Genomic DNA, 15,790 nt, shown 5'->3' on the forward strand with positions numbered 1-15,790 from the left:
GAATCTATCCGTTTCGTCGTTATTTGCCGAGTCACTCCTCGATCGGTCTCCCCTTTGGTGTAGATTTTCCGCGGAGCTACGAACGATCATTTTCGCTCGAAGCCGGGTCGAAGTTCAAGTATTTCCAAGGAAATTAGTGGTTCGTCTGGTGTTGAACTCAGTAGCACAGCTAGCAGTCAACGCGGTTGGGGGTGCCCGTTTGCAGGGGCCGCCGAATTCCAGAACAAAGTTCATTGGAATTGCAGTGAGCCTGCCCCTCGGGTGATCCAGACTTGGGTGTCCATGCTGTGCTACAGAACCCGCTATAATGCCTAGAATAATTCGCTTGTCGACTCGATGCGAATGCAAATCCTCGACCATGAGAAAGTACCCCCGCCGCGATAGCGGCTTACTTGAACCATCGGTTGCAACTGAGCGGCGGTGGTTAGCGTTTTTTCTGCTTGCAAGTCGTTCGCCGCCGCCCGCTGAACCGTAGCGTTCACCGACACAATTCGAAACTTTCTGACGGAAATACCTGCCAGCTATGACCGAGAACCCCTACTCACCGGCTTCGGACTTGGGGGACGCGATTGTTGACCGATACCGCGTTCCATTTGCGATTGCTTTCTGGTTGACGGCCATCATCGCCGTGTTGTTAGCCGTCGCTACAATTTACTCGGCTTACATGAACTATGTTGTCCTGCGGGATTCTGGCGGCAAAATTCCAACGTACGTTCCGCTCGTTACGATCCTGATGATCTGCTGCTCCGTCGGCTTCGCATACTCTGCGTTTCAATGGCGAAATCGCAAGACACGCGGCGCTCTTGTGACATTCCTGATAGCAACGGCCACTGTGGTGGGTGGACCGATCATCCTGCTGATCCTGTCTATGGTCTAGAAACATTTTCTATCTGGTGGCGAACGTTCTCATAATTGACAAAAATCTCGCCGCGACCGATGCGCAGTAGACCATTCGGTCGATGCGCCTGATATGATTTTGATCAACGTCAATTGCGATGGTTGACGTAAGGCCGCTGCATCGCGGCGCACCGCGCCATGAACCGGAGTTCGCCATGGCGTGTTTACGAGTGGATACCACATTGGCAATCCCGGTTATGGCAACCGTTCGCCAGTCGAGAAGACGAAGTGCTTACCGTTCACCCCGGTGATTTCTGATGCGTCTGGATCAATACACACTCAAACATGAAATGTGGAACACCGCAGTTTTCGCGGTCTTTTGTGCATTCGCGTCGACCTATCCGCATCTGGTAACGTTTGGCGGCGTGATTCCGATCGTAGCAATCGCGTTCTCGAACTCGCGACGAAAACTAATGACCTTGCTCACGGTTGCTACGTTTACCGCAAACGCTGTGATGTTGCCTTTTGCAATTAGCGGCGAACATCCGGATAGGGGCGACGGGGTCGTCGCGACTATCGGCGCAATAATGGGACTTGCGTTCGACAGGATTGTTTTCCGCCCCCATCTGTAAGCGGGATTTGCTAAACTGCTTTGGAAATGAACATCATGCTAATGCACTTTTGGCAAACACTGCGATGCATGTGAGTCGCTAAGCTAGGTTTAATTGAAGTGGTCAGTCGTTCGCGGCGACCACGTGATCGTTATCCGGAAGAGACGTATACGTCCCCAATTGCAACAATGAATCTGCAAATCATAATTCCACTCGTCGCTGTGTCACTTGTTGCTGTGTTTGTTTTATGGGGAGTCATTTACACTTGGGTAACGGGAAAGCCGTTCATCGTTGTCAACTCAGGGAATTCCGCCCCGACATCCGAGCAGTCGCCATACCACCAGCTGCTGGACACACCAGCTGACAGGCTTACCGATGACCAGAAGCGATCTCAGTTGTCTGGTGCAATCGCTTGGCAGAATGAGGGAAGAATTTTCGAGATACTGGCGACTGATAAAGGCTTCCTGTCCAAGGTAGCGAAATACGATAGCAAAACATGGATTGGGCAGGCAGTAGACCGTGGTTGTAGCCTCGACGTCTTGGACCGGCTACTTGAATCCGGGTGTGATGTCAACGAACAACTCGAATCCCGGCCAATCGAGATCGCTGTCAATAAAGACAGGTTTGATGCATTGGGTTGGTTGCTAAAAAATGGAGCAGACCCGAATCTTGGTCGACCGATTGTTGCAGCGGTAAATCATAATAAGAGTCCTGAGCTACAGCTTGAGATGCTTGAGCTTCTACTGAACGGAGGTGCGAACATTAACAACACTTTTCCACTTTTTGGAGATGAGCAAAACAGCTTTACCGTTCTTGACTGGGCGGTTTTATACGGTTTATCTCCACAGGTCATCGAGTACCTCAGGTTACGTGGAGCGATTCACAAATGGCCGCCGGAGAAAATTGCATCAGCGCAAGAAGACCTTCAACCACGACGTATTGTCGGGTGACTGCCAACGTCGGATAACTACGCGATGATACGGAGACGATGTGGCATGGCCTTAACACTGCGTCCACGACGTATTTAAACGAATGCTGCAACCTGCAGAAATTGGTGGAAAGTGATGTGTCACCGAAATCTGTCACCCTGCCCCCTCGTGCGCGTGAATACGCGTCGCGCGGGCATGGGCGTGACAGGGGGACGTATATTAATAGAGAGAGAGTTTTTTCCTATATTTACGGTCTTTTCTCTTGAAAAAATCTGTCACTAATCCGTCACCATCGGGGGTGACAGATTGGGACGGTTCTTGGCTTAAAAGCATGATTTGGCTCCAAATCGAGCGAGAACTGTCACCACGGCGTGACGGATTGGTGACAGATTCGTGACGGATTAGTCGAGGTTGATTTGGTAGCCTTGGGCCGGCTTGGTTTTAGATTCGATCCACACCGATTTGATCTGTTCTTGTTGCACGAGCGTTTGAACGACCTGGTCAAAATCGTTTGCTTTCATCTTCATGATACGCATGATCTGCCTGCGGCTGAGGATGCCGGTTGATTCGTCTTGAAGCCGCTTCATGAACTTCAAGCATTCTTTGTGAAACGGGTTTTCGGCGACGTGGACTGACGCGAGATAAAGTTGCCGGCGTGTTTGGTGCAGTGCAAATTCGCTGGCCCAGCGAACCGCCGCGACGGAGATCACCGGCTCGGCGTGGTTCTCACTGCACGCATAGATCAATGCCAACTTCTTTGCATGTTCACATGTGCGACTCCACGCGGCACGAGCCACCTCGTCCCCGTCGTCGTCGGCCTTGTCGTATTCGACTTCGGTTTGCGTTCGCAAATCCGTGATCGCGGTCTCGGCATCCGGTGTGAACCGGACCGTTGCCGTTTTCGGGTGCTGGGACATGAAGTTGCCGCCGCCCGGTGTGAAATCCGCCCACCACTTAGCCGTTTCCAAGATGTCGTCGGGTAGGTTGCGGGCCGATCCCGGCGTTTGTCCTTTGCCACGCTTGCCAACGTCGATGATGTTCAGTCGAGCGAAGAAGCCGTTGGTTAACATTCGCGTCGACAGCGACTCGTAGAAAAACTGTGGCGTCGCGGTTCCGAACAACGTCAAGTGAGGCTGATCGACATAAATGGCATCTTTTTGATTAGCTTTCACACGGATGGGGTAAACGTCACCAGCCGACGTGTAGAGGGTTAGCAGAATATTGGGGATGGATTCACGCGTATTATCTCGATCGAGGTTGATCTGCCTAAGGACGCCGTCCATCTCGTCGTTCTGGAACAACATGCGACCCGAACGCACCAATGCGTCTTGGATGCCTTCCCCTGATGCGAACTTGTCGCCAATGCTGCGTGATTCGCCGATTTGAAACAGGACTTGCGAATTGACCTTTCGGGGGAATTCTTTACCTGTCCCACTGCCCGCAAGTGCGAGCAGATAGATGTTGGTTCGCAGATCGCCAGTGGTGGCGACCTTGCGACCAGCGAGGAACGATTGCAACGCCATTGCTCCGCAAAACGCCAATCCAATGTTTGGGTAAGGAGCGTTCGCCAAAGTGAAATCCATGACTTGCCGAACGAAGCCGGGCACCTCATACATCGACTCGGGTAAGCGGCCGGGATCGCTGGGTACTTTGTGCAGCGGTCTATCGATCGTCTCTGGCGATTCGACGATTGGCGGCTTCGTTTGAAATTTGCTCAGATCAACGGTGGAAAGATCTGCATCCCTAGATTGCGAATCACGGAGCCAGCCGAATGGACGGTCGTGCGGTTTTGTTGCCGCTTGGTTGACCTTGTGTTGCAGTTCTTTCTCGGACCAAGGCGGATTGCAGCGTGGGTTGTAGTGGTTGGTCAGAATCGCGAGCGAAATCGCTGGATCGAGGCCGAAACCATGAACGAGCGCCGTCGCGGCGGCATAAGTCTGCGAATGACCGCCACTGCCAGCGATCGCCGGTGGCATCGCATTGATATAGGCAACAGCCCGCGATTGCACCTCGTTGCTCGCGTGGCGCAGGCTTCCAGCCTGCGATGGTTCAGGATTCGCGAGCGGGACGCTAATGCCACGCTTAGCAATGACGGCTTCCGCGAGGGCTTTGACGCATGCGGCCAACATCAGCGAGGGAACTGCGGCCGGTTCGCCATCGAGTGTTTCGTAGGTTTCGCCGTCGGGATGCACACTCGGCCCGACGACGGTTTGCGCACCGGTCGACCGCAGTTCGACGATCATCGAGCCATCGCTGGGATCGGTATGCTTGGTGGTGATCGCTCCAACCGCAATGTACCAACGATGGGAACGCGGTGCCGATGGTCGGCCCGTAATCGCCGGCGTTGGAGGAAGATACTGGTCGGCCAACTCGATCGCTTCGGCGCAGTCCAGATCCACGTCAACGAGCCACGCTGACGGTTCACCAAGAATGATGCCGATGTTACCTTGCTTGGGAAAGACCTCGGGGTTCAATCGCAGATTGATCCAGTCACGTCGTGCCGGTGACTTCGATCGCGGGCGCAGCGGCACGCAGTACCAGTCACGCTGGCGATAATTCGCAACCTGCTCCCGCAAATCGACCATCAAAACGGTGCCTCGTCCGATGCAGCGTTAGGTATCTCGCCAATCGTCTGTTTGATAATGCGGTCGTATTTCTGGCCGGCGATTGAGCGGACCGTTAGTATTTCGGGCACGGCGAGCAGACCGGCTTCGGCAATGTCGAGGGCTTCCTCGACGTCCGTCGGACACGGATCGAGACAGCGTTCATACCACCACGCTTCGGCTTTGCGTCGTGCGTATCCAGTGTGTTCGATGCAGATGAATTCGCTTTGCCAATGATCCAGCCCGATCATGTAGTCGACTCGCAGGCATCGCGGCGCATCCTCGTCGGCGTCACGTTTACGGTGGATTCGATAGATAACGTCTTGAACGGCGTGTTCCGTATCGGTGACCTCACCAGAGAGCACGCCGGCCTCACTCGCTTTCGCCTCGTGGGCTTCACGATCCGGTGGCGGAAACGGATGGCCGCATTCGGGGCAGTTTGCATAGCCGCAAGCGACCAAGGCGTGACACTTTTGGCACTCTTTCGCCGGTGGGACCTGATCCGGGCGAGTCGCCTTTTCCTTTGGTTTAATTTGGTCGATCGGGCCGTGGCGTTCGATATTGCCGCCGAAGTCGAGGACCAGGCAATTTTGTTTCTCCGGATGCAAACGGAAACCACGGCCGACGCATTGATACAGAAGTCCCGGCGACATAGTCGGACGCAGCATCACGACACAATCGACACGCGGTGCATCGAAGCCGGTCGTCAACACGTTGACATTGCAAAGGAAACGCAGCGGTTCGGTTTCGAGCAGCGAAGTAGGTGCGTCGTCTCGGAAGCGGGCCAACATCTCGTCACGTCCGCCCGCCGGCGTCTCGCCCGTGACGAAACCACAATCGATTCCGTGGTTGTCTAGGAGCGTTTCGACGACTCGCCGCCCATGCGCCACGCTGGTCGCAAAAATCAGCACGGCCCGGCGATCCGCCGTCAGCTCGACGATCTCGGCACACGCAGCCGATACGAGGGAATCGTTGCCTGCCAATTGCTCGACTTCTTCGGATACAAACTCGCCGGCGCGAACATGGACGCACGAAAAGTCGGCTCGGTTCACACCGGCCTTGGAAACGAGCGGACAGAGATATCCGTCGCGGATCAGTTCCTTGATGCCGATCTCATAGCAGATGTGATTTAGGAAATGATCCGGCGAACAGATCATGCCGGAGTCGAGACGGAATGGTGTGGCAGTCAACCCGATCACGCGGACGTGTGGATTGATGACCTTGCAGTCCGCCAGGAACTGCCGGTACATGCCGTCACCCTTCTTGGAGATCAAGTGTGCCTCGTCAACAATCACCAAATCGAACGGATCAAGGTCACACGCTCGCTTGTAGACGCTCTGGATACCAGCGACCAAGACGGGTGTGTTGGTATCACGTTTCTTTAGGCCGGCAGAATACAGTCCGACCTTGATGTCGGGGCACAGACGACGAACCTTGTCCGCGTTCTGTTCCAATAGTTCTTTGACGTGGGCCAAGATTAGCACTCGGCCGTTCCATTGGTTAACTGCATCACTCGCGATCTTCGCCAGAACGAGTGATTTGCCTGCACCCGTTGGCAGCACAGCGACCGGGTTGTCGTCGCGGTTGCGAAGGTGGTCGTAGACTGCGTCGACGGCGGCTTGCTGGTAATTGCGTAATTGCATCACAGAGCCTTTCCGTTGTGACGTTTGCCGGACCACGTCGGTTCCGCGTTGGGTGAGATTTCGCGGTTGTCTTCGTTGCAACCGTCACAGATACGATTGGCCGGACCTAAGGACGCGAACGACTTTTGACAACGCAAACAAATGCGGTCGGCTGCCGCGAGGTTTTCTGTCTGAACCTCCGCGATCCAGACGATCGCTTCGCCTTGCAAGGGCTTTGGTTTTTCAACGCCAGCAGCAATCTCGTCTTTGGTACGACGTTTTGGTTTCGACTTGTTTTCAGAGACGACCTTTTCGATCGCCAGACGCATCACTTGGTTGTCGTCCAGGAACGCTCCGCCCCACTGCAGTGCATCGAGCATCGCTTTGAGCACATTGTCGATGTCGCGACGCCGGCGATCGGGCATGTGCAGCTCGATGTCGACCGACAGAGGACCAACAAGTGGTTCCACGCGTTTGCGATTTAGGTAACTACTGACCTCGGCACGATACTCTCGGCCTTTCTTTGAGATCAGCACCCGCTGGCCGACGTGACGCCAGTAGTGATTGATCGACGGTGGATAGGGCAGGTTCAGCTTTAGCATGGTTGGCATGACAGGGTGACGAGCGAACAAAAAACGCTCGGCCGGCAATCCGTGCCGGTCGAGCGTCGGTCTTGGAAGCGATCCAATAGAGGCCGCGGCTATCGCTTCCAAGGGGCCTCCGTGCCGCTGATCTTGGCGGCTGGTTTCGTCTCCGCGGTCGCGCCGACCTTCGAATACCCCTTCACTTCGTTCTGCAACTCGCCAGTGTCGTTGCGTCGCTTCACTCGCACGTGAATCACACACGGCAAGTTATGTAGGTCGGCCGAGTCGGTAGGCATCAAGACGCCGACCGACCGACAGATCGCAGACAACTCCCGCCGGGCGATTTCCACCGCGGTCGCGTTGGGGTTGTCGAGGTTGAGTCGCACCCAGAGAAGACGGTTTGCGTACTCACCCTCCACGATCTGAAACGTCAATTGAAGGTAGTTACCGGTCCCCGCTTTGGTCGGCTTCAGTTCGCTGTCAGTGATGACGGCCACGTATTTGCCGGCGGGGATCGGTTCGAGATCGTCGGCAGGTTCGACGGTGTTGGCATCAAAGCCTTGCAGGTTTGCCATTGTGAGTCTGTAGTCCTTAGTCTGGAGTCTGTGGATGGAAGAGTGGGGGAGTCGTTTAGTTAGCCGACATGGCGGTGACGAAAGCGTCCCAGGAGAGCGGCAATTCTTCGGCGATGCCGTAACGGTTTTTGGCGACACAGGTTGGCGATCCGTACGCCCGAATCACTCGTTCGCCGCCTTCTTTGCCGATGGCATGAGCGATCGTGCGTTTACGGTTGAAACCGCCGTCTTCGCTCTGCGTTCGCATTTTGCGAGTCGCAAACAAAACGGCGTCGCACCACTCCTTCACGAGTGCGGCAGCATGCTTGTGCAACCGCGGCGAGTAGCGGTCGTACGGCGATGACTCAGGGTCCTCGAACCGTTCGACCTTGGAGTGAGCGATCATCACGATCACCATGCCTCGCGAACGCAGCACGCCAAGCTGATCGAGCACTTCACGCCACAGAGAGAGGGCGTGCATGTAACCGCGAGCGTACCCGCCGTCGACCTTCTCGATCGACTCGACGGCATACTGTTGGCACAGTTTGTCCCAGACGAGACGCTCTAGCCAATCGAGAGAGTCAATCACGACAGACTCGTAGTCGTGCTTCTCGCCCACAAGCGTTTTTAGTGCAGCGATGACGTCATCGAACTTGGTCGCAAGTGGGAAACGATCACAGTCGATTTCATCCAGACCGTCTTCCGTTTGAATAAAGATCGGCTTTGGAGCTTCGCTGCCAAACGTTGACTTACCGATGCCTTCGACCCCGTACAGTAAGACACGTGGCGGCTTCGATTGACGGCCAGATTGGATGGTTTCAAGTAAGTTGGTCATTGAGTGGACAATTCCTTCGTTGGCTGGTTAACGGAATGATTTAGAGAGACGTGATCGCTTCGACATCGAAATTGCCATCGCGATCGCTGGTGACGATGTAGTGCTTGAAGTCAACTTGGACGACAAAACGCTGTCCGCTGCCGAGGTGCTTTCGGAGCGATTTGCAAGCTCCCGTGAAATCACGGGAGGCTTCGTTAAAACGTTCGGCCGATCTCAGGTAGCGACCAACCGCGAGAGAAATGGCGACGCGGCGTTCAATGTCGAGTGAAACGGTGGGCATGGGGAACCTGGAGCTGAGAGGTAAGGGCGGTCGTTTGATTCGCGGTTTCCCGCTACCTCTAGACCTTCCAACTCAGCGTCCCAAAAGGCGAAGCCGTGCCGAAAAAAGTTCAAACGATATAGTCTCGAAGTCCTTCTTCCTGGAAAATCTCAGCGATTTTCGGCAGCCAAGACTTCAGCGTTGAACGCGGCACATTCATGATCCGAGAGCATTCGGCAACCGAATGATTCAAACGCAGCTTCATGAACCGTTGCCATTCATCGGGCAACTTCGCAATGACCACCGACAGATCGTTTCGCATATCCACCAAATCAGTCTCGGATAACTCCGCGGTTTCCAACCGGCGACGACGATCGTCATCACTGACGCACTGAAGGAGCTCGCGATATTCGCCACCGCTTTCAATCATCACGTTCAGCGATGACGTTCCAAGGTCGGCTCGTGTTTTCCAACGGCGAAACTTCAACAGGTGGCTGGCCTGACGATCCACGATCATCGTGATGTAGGGATTCCGATGGCCAACGTCATCGTCGTGCAATCGCATCGCTTCTTCGAGACGGGTCTGCAGTTCTTGGTGAATGTCCTCGGCTTCGTGCTGCGCGAATTCTGGGTACGTCAACAGTTGCCGGACCTTGCGGCGAATTACCGTCTGCGTAAACGCGTCGTCGGCAAGAGATTGACAGTGGGCATTCGGATCCGCATCCACGCGGCAAGCAGGCGAGGTTGCAAATTGGCTTGGGAAGGGGAAAGACATGTTCGCTCCGTCGGCGGGCGGTGTTGAAAAGGCCGCATCACGGCAGCGGCCACACCCACCGACGAAGTTGCACGAAATCGAACTATGAAATTTTCATTGGTTCGTTTCGCCCCGCCCAACGCCGCATTTACGTCTCCAAATTTCCTCAGTTTCAGTTACACCAAATCGGACTAACTGAAACTGCAACAGCGACGATCCCTCCCGCAGAGCGGCGGTCTGAAAAGATTTTCCTGGCGTTTGGACCAACCGTGTCACGCGCACTGATGACTCTGGACGGAATGCGTTCCTCACCTTCCTCGTTCATTTGGGAGTCGCATCATGAAGACGACCTACAACTGTAAAACCGCCATACCGATGTCCACCTCATCTGTCAGCGCGAATTCAAATTTTAAGTCGTTGTGATTTAGCGACTTGCGACATTGCTAGCAAAATCGCACTAGACGGCATGATCCGGATGACTAGATTTACATTAGCACGAAACAACGTCTATCAGCGCTAATTCGAGCCGCAGGAACACGACCGCCAAGGAAGCCCGATCATGAAGCCAACCAAGCCTAGCCGAGGACGACCACGCCAGAACGAAATCACCGAAGGTCAAATGCGAGCACTCGACGAACTGTCCGCCGCTATTGACCGCAATGGCATCGCACCAACGATGACCGAACTCGGTGAGAAGCTTGGCATTACCGCCGCCAGCACCCATCAACTGGTTTTGCAACTTGAACGCAAAGGCTACGTCCGCCGACAACCGCGAAAGGCTCGCAGCCTTCGCGTCGTTCGCCGGCCAAGTCAGTCAATCGAGTCGATGGTCAGTGTGCCGCTGGTCGGGGTGGTCAAAGCCGGCCCAGCAATGTTGGCTGAAGAAAATCGAATGGGCGAAATCATGGTTGCGTCGGACTTGGTAGCTCGCGGGCAATGTTTTGCTCTGACGATTAGCGGCGACAGTATGAAGGATGCGGATATGCGAGACGGGGATGTCGTCATCGTTCGCCGACAATTGATTGCCGAAAGCGGTGAGATTGTTGTCGCGATGATCGATGACGAAGCAACCGTCAAACGACTGGAAACTAACGATGGATCGATTCGCTTGCTGCCCGAAAATCGGAAATACAAACCGATCGTCGTGCAGCCTGACAGCGACTTTCGTGTGCTTGGAAAAGTCATCGGTGTTTCTCGTAAATATGAAAGATAGTTTGCAATGCCTCAACAAGTCTCCACATCCACGATGTTCCGCGTGGTTCCCAATTCGTTGCTGCAGCAATGGTTCATCCACCATGTGCCCGGCCAGTTCGATGTTCCTTGGGAAAAGCTGGCCGAACGGGAAGTCGATCCAATGCTCGACTACATCAATGAACTGCTTCCAAGTGATCGCAACGCCGTCGAGGTCGATCTTCAAAACGTGCGATCGTTCGCCAACGAAGCCGGCATGACCGCGATCGACGACACAGCGAAATTGCACGGCGTCCCCGACCTGATGTCTCGCATCCCGACCGACCTCGATTTGCACGGCCGAGCGATGTGGGTCCGTTTGAACGAACCGGAGATTTTTGCGGCGTCATCCACCTTTCTCGACCTCGAAACATGCAGTTTCTGGCGACGGCGAAACGATGTGCCGGCGGATGTCGAATTCGCGCCAAATGTCAAAGAACGATTGGCCGAAGGGATCTCGAATTTACTGCGTGAAGAAGGTCGCGGCCAATACGTCACCGTTGAAACCATTACCCGCAATGAAATGGAGTACTTCATCGCTCATCCGGATGACTTTATCCGCTGTGAAAACACTCACGATGACACAGGTCGGTTAAAAACGATCGCGATTCGTCCCACAGTGCAGGTCATATTCGCTTATGACCGAGTCGCCGGTTCACTCGAACTCAGCACCGAACTTCGACAGCCACGCAAGGAGCGGCTCGAACAAATCTTTGCTGACCGCGTGCTCGGATGGAGACTCGGACCCTACGAACCAGACCAAGCCTATGCACTCGATCACCTCAAAAATCCGACGTTCCATTTGGCGACCGATCCTGTGGATAACATCCGCGCTCGCATTGAAACGATTTCGATGCTGAATCGAAACTCCAATCGCCCCCTTTCCACTGGGGTCAACAAGAAGAATGCTGAAGACACAATCCATCAAGCGATCGCCGAGGAGTTGAGCTCATCGGACGAACTGCTTTGGCAATTCCGGGTGAACGCGGTCGAGATCCGGATCGACTTTCCCGCCACACGTTTTGCACGGGCCGGTCATCGCAAGATTCGCATCTCGCCGCGAACATGCAACCTGCGAAGCTTGACGCCCGATCGCGCCGAGATCGTCCAGAAGCACTTGAAAATGTGGGAGATCGACTGTGCGACCAACGACGCACCCAGTCTGGTTGCAGTGGGAGCTTGATCCGCCGGTCTTTACGGTTGACGAGGTCACTCGCGTCTACAGGACGCAACTCGCCCCGGCCAGGCATCATGGTTTACTCCGCCCGACAATGCGTGCTGCTGCGATCCGCTGTCCTGACTGTGGCGAGGACCAACCGGTGACCTACGTCCCGGACGCAAGTGGAATTCGTCAGGGTTACATTGTTTGTTCGCCATGCGGTCCAACGCGGATTCGTCCCGAGCAACTGGACCAACTGGTGTTCGACACCGCTGCAGCACTGCACCATTTATTCGCTGATACGAGGCGATCGATCGAACCGTTGGTATCCGATCGGCTCTGGCATATTGGCCGGAGGACGATCGCCAGCCGCAGTCGTGAACTCTGGTTCGTTCGCGGCATCGCGTTTAATTATCACGATGAGATCCTCGAAAAACTGAAGCGACGGCCGCGGACGATCATCTTCACGCCCACGCCAATGGTCGCTGAGTACTGGGAAGAACACCTTTCCAATCGAGTGATCGCGATCGAAGATGTCGTTCACCAGGACGAGGTTCAACTATGGCTCGACTGGGATGCGATCGAGGATCAAATTCTCGAAGCGGCCGATAGTCACGATTTAAAGCCGCCATCAAGGTCCAAACGATCGAGTCGAGTCGCTAAGATCGAACTGCTCGTCAATGAACTGAAACAACATCTCAGAACCGCGGCCAGCTATGCGGAAGCAACTGCTGAGTTACTGCCGCGTCCAACCCAAAACGACATGGCCGCCCGAACGGGCATGAGCAAAGTGGATGTCAGCCGCTGCTTGAAGGACGATTCGGCGAACGAACTTCGGTTGCTTTGGCAAACCGCTGGCGACCTCGACGCCGTCCTGCGATTGCCACAAAAATCTCTCCGCTGAAAAACATTTCTCCAACCTTCGCCATTCGGGTCTCCCAGTTGGAAGGTCTACAAGTAGGAGCGGTGTGTTAACTCCACTGCCGACATTTGTAATCTCTCTTGGACAACAGACCTAATGCAACACGCTGATGCCACGGTAACCGAACGGCAAGTTGATGAAATTATCGATATTCTCGCAAAAGCCGTCGTCCGGCATTTGACGGCACATTCCAATCACTTGGAAAAAGACTCGCCGAAAGTCTCGCACGTTGGCTTGAGTTCTTCGGCAAATGATCGCTCTCTGTGATCAAGCGGTAAACGAACCGCGAGATTTACGATCCTTACTCTTTAGCCACGGAGAACCCATGTCCTTAAACATCAACCGCGAAGTCGCCCGCATGAAGCGAATGGCGACCGGGGCTTTGAAAGACCATTACGAGTCCGTCTGCGGCGAGCCCCCACGCAGCCACAATCGCGATTGGCTTGTCAAGAAAATTGCTTGGCGGCTGCAAGCGAACGAAGAAGGAGGTTTGCCAGAACGAGTACGCCAGCGGGCGCTAGCGATGGCCGACGACGCCGACTTGCGAAAACGTCCGCCTCGCGACTTTACCATGAAGATCGACGAAGCCAATGAACAAACGTGCCTCGTTGCTGCTGACGATGATCGTGACGAACGATTGCCGCCGCCTGGCACCATTCTGACGAAGACCTATAAGGGCAGGACGTTAACCGTTTTGGTCCGTCAAAGCGACTTCGAGTTCAACGGCGAGATATTCAGCACGCTATCGGCAATCGCTAACGCGGTGACCGGCTCGCACGTCAACGGTTTCACGTTTTTTAAACTGAGCCAGAAGAAGGGGGCAAATCAATGATCGCATCCACCAAACAGCCTAAAAACATTCGATGTGCGATCTATACTCGCAAATCAACAACGGAAGGGCTCGACCAAGATTTCAACACTCTCGATGCGCAACGCGAATCCGGTGCTGCATACATCGCCAGCCAACGAGGTGAAGGCTGGACCGAAGTTGAAACGCTCTATGACGACGGCGGCTTTACCGGCGGCAACATGGAAAGACCGGCGCTGAAACGCCTTCTCAGTGATATTGAGGCCGGTTTGATTGATTGCGTGGTTGTTTACAAAGTCGATCGACTCAGCCGCAGCCTGCTCGACTTTTCTAGAATCATGAATACGCTCGACGTCGCAGGTTGCTCGTTCGTCTCGGTGACCCAGCAGTTCAATACCTGTTCCAGTATGGGGCGACTGACCCTTAATATTCTATTATCGTTCGCTCAGTTTGAACGTGAAATCATCAGCGAACGAACACGCGATAAGATGGGAGCGGCCCGCCGCAAAGGCAAATATATTGGCGGCCGGCCGGTTCTGGGTTACGACATTGACCGTGATACGAAGCGGTTGGTCGTCAACGAATCAGAAGCGGTTCGTGTTCGCCAAATCTTCGATCTCTATCTTGAGCATGGAGGATTGTTAACAACGATTGACGCGATCGAACAACGCGGATTCCGGACAAAACTCTGGACAACCAAGGCAGGCAAAACGGTCGGCGGCGTTCGCTTTAACAAGAACACACTCCATGCTTTGCTGACGAACCGAATCTATCTCGGTAAAGTCACCTACCACGACCAAATCTATGAAGGCGAGCACGACGCGATCGTCGATTCCAACACCTATGATCTTGTCCAGAAGAAGCTTCGTGCCAACCGAGTAAGCGCCGGCGATAGGGTTCATGGGCGTTCCCCAGGAGTGCTCGCCGGTCTCATTCACTGCACCGCTTGTGGGTGCATGATGACGCATGCATCGAGTGGCGCACGAACGAAGTCCAAACGCTATCGCTACTACGTTTGCAGCAAGGCAACTAAACGAGGCCGCAAGACCTGCCCGCGTCCATCATTGCCCGCCGAAGAAGTCGAACGATTCATCGTCGCTCAACTTCAGTCGCTGACGATTGACGAAAAAATATTGAACGCGATATGCAACCGTGTCCGCCGATCCATCGATGAACGTCGCAGCGAAGTCATAAAAGAGCAAACAGCACTCGCGGCTGCGATACATCGGACCGAGCGGTCCATCGACTCGCTCTCTGTCCCCACATCCGACGCTTCCCGCGAAACTATTCGACTTGATTCCTTGGCGTCGCTCAATGAGCAACATCACCGCGACCGTATGCGTCTTTGCACTCTGCACGAGCAACTTGCCACGATCAACTCCGCCACTCCCGATCGCGTTTCGATCCTCAAGGCAATCGACGACCTTGAAACTCTGTGGGACCACATGACCCTCAGCGAGCGAAGTCGATTGATGTCACTTCTAATCGAACGCATCGACCACGACCCTACCGACAGCAACCTGTCCATTACCCTCAGCCCCACGGGGCTCGAATCCCTCGACACCATTACCCCGACCTCGGAAACACAAACACAATGACGCACATTCAAGCCAAGTTCCAAACCACCGCCGCCGCACGCGGCCAACACCGCGTCACGTCGCCCACCGCGGCCAAACGCCCGCCCACGCCACGTCTGCCCCACGTGTCGAAACTGATGGCCCTCGCTATTCGTCTCGACCACTTGCTTGCAACCGGCCAAGTCAAAGACCAGGCAGAGATCGCCCGCACCGCCGGCATCACCCGCGCCCGAGTCACTCAAATACTGAATCTGCTCCAGCTCGCGCCGGACATTCAGGAAGCGGTTCTTCACCTCCCTCCCGTTACCAATGGCGACATAGTTACTACCGAACGCGATCTGCGGACCGTCCTGCAGTCACCGAACTGGAGTAAGCAGCGACAGGTTTGGAATAAGATCGGCAGCGCCCCCCCATGCAGCAAGACGTCGTAAATGCTTTCGCACGTTAGCGACTGCTTGAATTTTGCGAGTTATGCAAGTCGCCTCGGCGTGTCCAATCTTCGTCAC

General features: G+C 54.7%; 15 protein-coding genes. 8 read left to right on the top strand and 7 right to left on the bottom strand.

Going from position 1 to position 15,790, the window contains the following annotated elements:
* Positions 1-523: 523 nt before the first annotated feature.
* Both ABEA92_RS21635 and ABEA92_RS21640 read left to right on the top strand, forming a co-directional pair.
* A complete protein-coding gene (locus tag ABEA92_RS21635; protein ID WP_345686054.1) occupies positions 524-877 on the top strand; it encodes a hypothetical protein in 354 nt (117 codons plus the stop codon).
* 759 nt (positions 878-1,636) lie between these two features.
* Entirely contained in the window at positions 1,637-2,398 is a 762-nt protein-coding gene (locus ABEA92_RS21640; RefSeq protein WP_345686056.1) for an ankyrin repeat domain-containing protein, read from the top strand.
* Between the two features lie 380 nt (positions 2,399-2,778).
* Here ABEA92_RS21640 and ABEA92_RS21645 read toward each other — a convergent pair whose 3' ends face one another.
* The 7 genes from ABEA92_RS21645 to ABEA92_RS21675 form a co-directional block, all read right to left on the bottom strand.
* The gene (locus tag ABEA92_RS21645; RefSeq protein ID WP_345686058.1) at positions 2,779-4,962 is read right to left on the bottom strand and encodes a DUF3987 domain-containing protein; all 2,184 of its coding nucleotides are present in this window, start codon (positions 4,960-4,962) and stop codon (positions 2,779-2,781) included.
* The gene (locus ABEA92_RS21650; protein ID WP_345686060.1) at positions 4,962-6,623 is read right to left on the bottom strand and encodes a DEAD/DEAH box helicase; all 1,662 of its coding nucleotides are present in this window, start codon (positions 6,621-6,623) and stop codon (positions 4,962-4,964) included. The genes ABEA92_RS21645 and ABEA92_RS21650 overlap by 1 nt, the downstream gene beginning before the upstream one ends.
* Complete coding sequence (locus ABEA92_RS21655) at positions 6,623-7,204, bottom strand: RusA family crossover junction endodeoxyribonuclease (RefSeq protein WP_345686062.1); 582 nt, start codon at positions 7,202-7,204, stop codon at positions 6,623-6,625. Before ABEA92_RS21655 ends, ABEA92_RS21650 begins: the two co-directional genes overlap by 1 nt.
* Before the next feature lie 98 nt (positions 7,205-7,302).
* Positions 7,303-7,761 carry a DUF669 domain-containing protein gene (locus tag ABEA92_RS21660; RefSeq protein ID WP_345318260.1) on the bottom strand — a complete coding sequence of 153 codons (459 nt, stop codon included), beginning with the start codon at positions 7,759-7,761 and terminating at the stop codon, positions 7,303-7,305.
* Positions 7,762-7,816: 55 nt separating this feature from the next.
* Entirely contained in the window at positions 7,817-8,575 is a 759-nt protein-coding gene (locus ABEA92_RS21665) for an ATP-binding protein (RefSeq protein ID WP_345686064.1), read from the bottom strand.
* Positions 8,576-8,615: 40 nt separating this feature from the next.
* A complete protein-coding gene (locus tag ABEA92_RS21670; protein WP_345686066.1) occupies positions 8,616-8,855 on the bottom strand; it encodes a hypothetical protein in 240 nt (79 codons plus the stop codon).
* Between the two features lie 109 nt (positions 8,856-8,964).
* Entirely contained in the window at positions 8,965-9,609 is a 645-nt protein-coding gene (locus ABEA92_RS21675) for a hypothetical protein (protein WP_345686068.1), read from the bottom strand.
* Positions 9,610-10,147: 538 nt separating this feature from the next.
* Here ABEA92_RS21675 and lexA point away from each other — a divergent pair.
* From lexA to ABEA92_RS21705, 6 genes are all read left to right on the top strand, one after another.
* On the top strand, positions 10,148-10,801 hold the full coding sequence (gene lexA / locus ABEA92_RS21680; protein WP_345686070.1) for a transcriptional repressor LexA: 654 nt from the start codon (positions 10,148-10,150) through the stop codon (positions 10,799-10,801).
* A gap of 6 nt (positions 10,802-10,807) precedes the next feature.
* Positions 10,808-12,001, top strand: a complete 1,194-nt coding sequence (locus ABEA92_RS21685) for a hypothetical protein (protein ID WP_345686072.1) — start codon at positions 10,808-10,810, stop codon at positions 11,999-12,001.
* The gene (locus ABEA92_RS21690; protein ID WP_345686074.1) at positions 11,958-12,881 is read left to right on the top strand and encodes a hypothetical protein; all 924 of its coding nucleotides are present in this window, start codon (positions 11,958-11,960) and stop codon (positions 12,879-12,881) included. The genes ABEA92_RS21685 and ABEA92_RS21690 overlap by 44 nt, the downstream gene beginning before the upstream one ends.
* A 343-nt stretch (positions 12,882-13,224) precedes the next feature.
* Positions 13,225-13,731, top strand: coding sequence for a DUF2924 domain-containing protein (locus ABEA92_RS21695; RefSeq protein ID WP_345686076.1), 507 nt, complete (start codon positions 13,225-13,227; stop codon positions 13,729-13,731).
* Positions 13,728-15,305 carry a recombinase family protein gene (locus ABEA92_RS21700; protein ID WP_345686078.1) on the top strand — a complete coding sequence of 526 codons (1,578 nt, stop codon included), beginning with the start codon at positions 13,728-13,730 and terminating at the stop codon, positions 15,303-15,305. The genes ABEA92_RS21695 and ABEA92_RS21700 overlap by 4 nt, the downstream gene beginning before the upstream one ends.
* Positions 15,302-15,715: a hypothetical protein gene (locus ABEA92_RS21705; protein WP_345686080.1), complete on the top strand. Its 414-nt coding sequence runs from the start codon at positions 15,302-15,304 to the stop codon at positions 15,713-15,715. The genes ABEA92_RS21700 and ABEA92_RS21705 overlap by 4 nt, the downstream gene beginning before the upstream one ends.
* The last annotated feature ends 75 nt before the right edge of the window (positions 15,716-15,790 follow it).

Origin of the sequence: Novipirellula caenicola (genome assembly GCF_039545035.1) — a bacterium.
Lineage (GTDB): Bacteria > Planctomycetota > Planctomycetia > Pirellulales > Pirellulaceae > Novipirellula > Novipirellula caenicola.

Bases quoted from the DNA above. Each gene is read 5' to 3' on its own strand.
- ABEA92_RS21635 (WP_345686054.1), top strand. From the start codon at position 524: ATGACCGAGAACCCCTACTCACCGGCTTCGGACTTGGGGGACGCGATT.
- ABEA92_RS21640 (WP_345686056.1), top strand. From the start codon at position 1,637: ATGAATCTGCAAATCATAATTCCACTCGTCGCTGTGTCACTTGTTGCT.
- ABEA92_RS21645 (WP_345686058.1), bottom strand. From the start codon at position 4,962: ATGGTCGATTTGCGGGAGCAGGTTGCGAATTATCGCCAGCGTGACTGG.
- ABEA92_RS21650 (WP_345686060.1), bottom strand. From the start codon at position 6,623: ATGCAATTACGCAATTACCAGCAAGCCGCCGTCGACGCAGTCTACGAC.
- ABEA92_RS21655 (WP_345686062.1), bottom strand. From the start codon at position 7,204: ATGCTAAAGCTGAACCTGCCCTATCCACCGTCGATCAATCACTACTGG.
- ABEA92_RS21660 (WP_345318260.1), bottom strand. From the start codon at position 7,761: ATGGCAAACCTGCAAGGCTTTGATGCCAACACCGTCGAACCTGCCGAC.
- ABEA92_RS21665 (WP_345686064.1), bottom strand. From the start codon at position 8,575: ATGACCAACTTACTTGAAACCATCCAATCTGGCCGTCAATCGAAGCCG.
- ABEA92_RS21670 (WP_345686066.1), bottom strand. From the start codon at position 8,855: ATGCCCACCGTTTCACTCGACATTGAACGCCGCGTCGCCATTTCTCTC.
- ABEA92_RS21675 (WP_345686068.1), bottom strand. From the start codon at position 9,609: ATGTCTTTCCCCTTCCCAAGCCAATTTGCAACCTCGCCTGCTTGCCGC.
- lexA (WP_345686070.1), top strand. From the start codon at position 10,148: ATGAAGCCAACCAAGCCTAGCCGAGGACGACCACGCCAGAACGAAATC.
- ABEA92_RS21685 (WP_345686072.1), top strand. From the start codon at position 10,808: ATGCCTCAACAAGTCTCCACATCCACGATGTTCCGCGTGGTTCCCAAT.
- ABEA92_RS21695 (WP_345686076.1), top strand. From the start codon at position 13,225: ATGTCCTTAAACATCAACCGCGAAGTCGCCCGCATGAAGCGAATGGCG.
- ABEA92_RS21700 (WP_345686078.1), top strand. From the start codon at position 13,728: ATGATCGCATCCACCAAACAGCCTAAAAACATTCGATGTGCGATCTAT.
- ABEA92_RS21705 (WP_345686080.1), top strand. From the start codon at position 15,302: ATGACGCACATTCAAGCCAAGTTCCAAACCACCGCCGCCGCACGCGGC.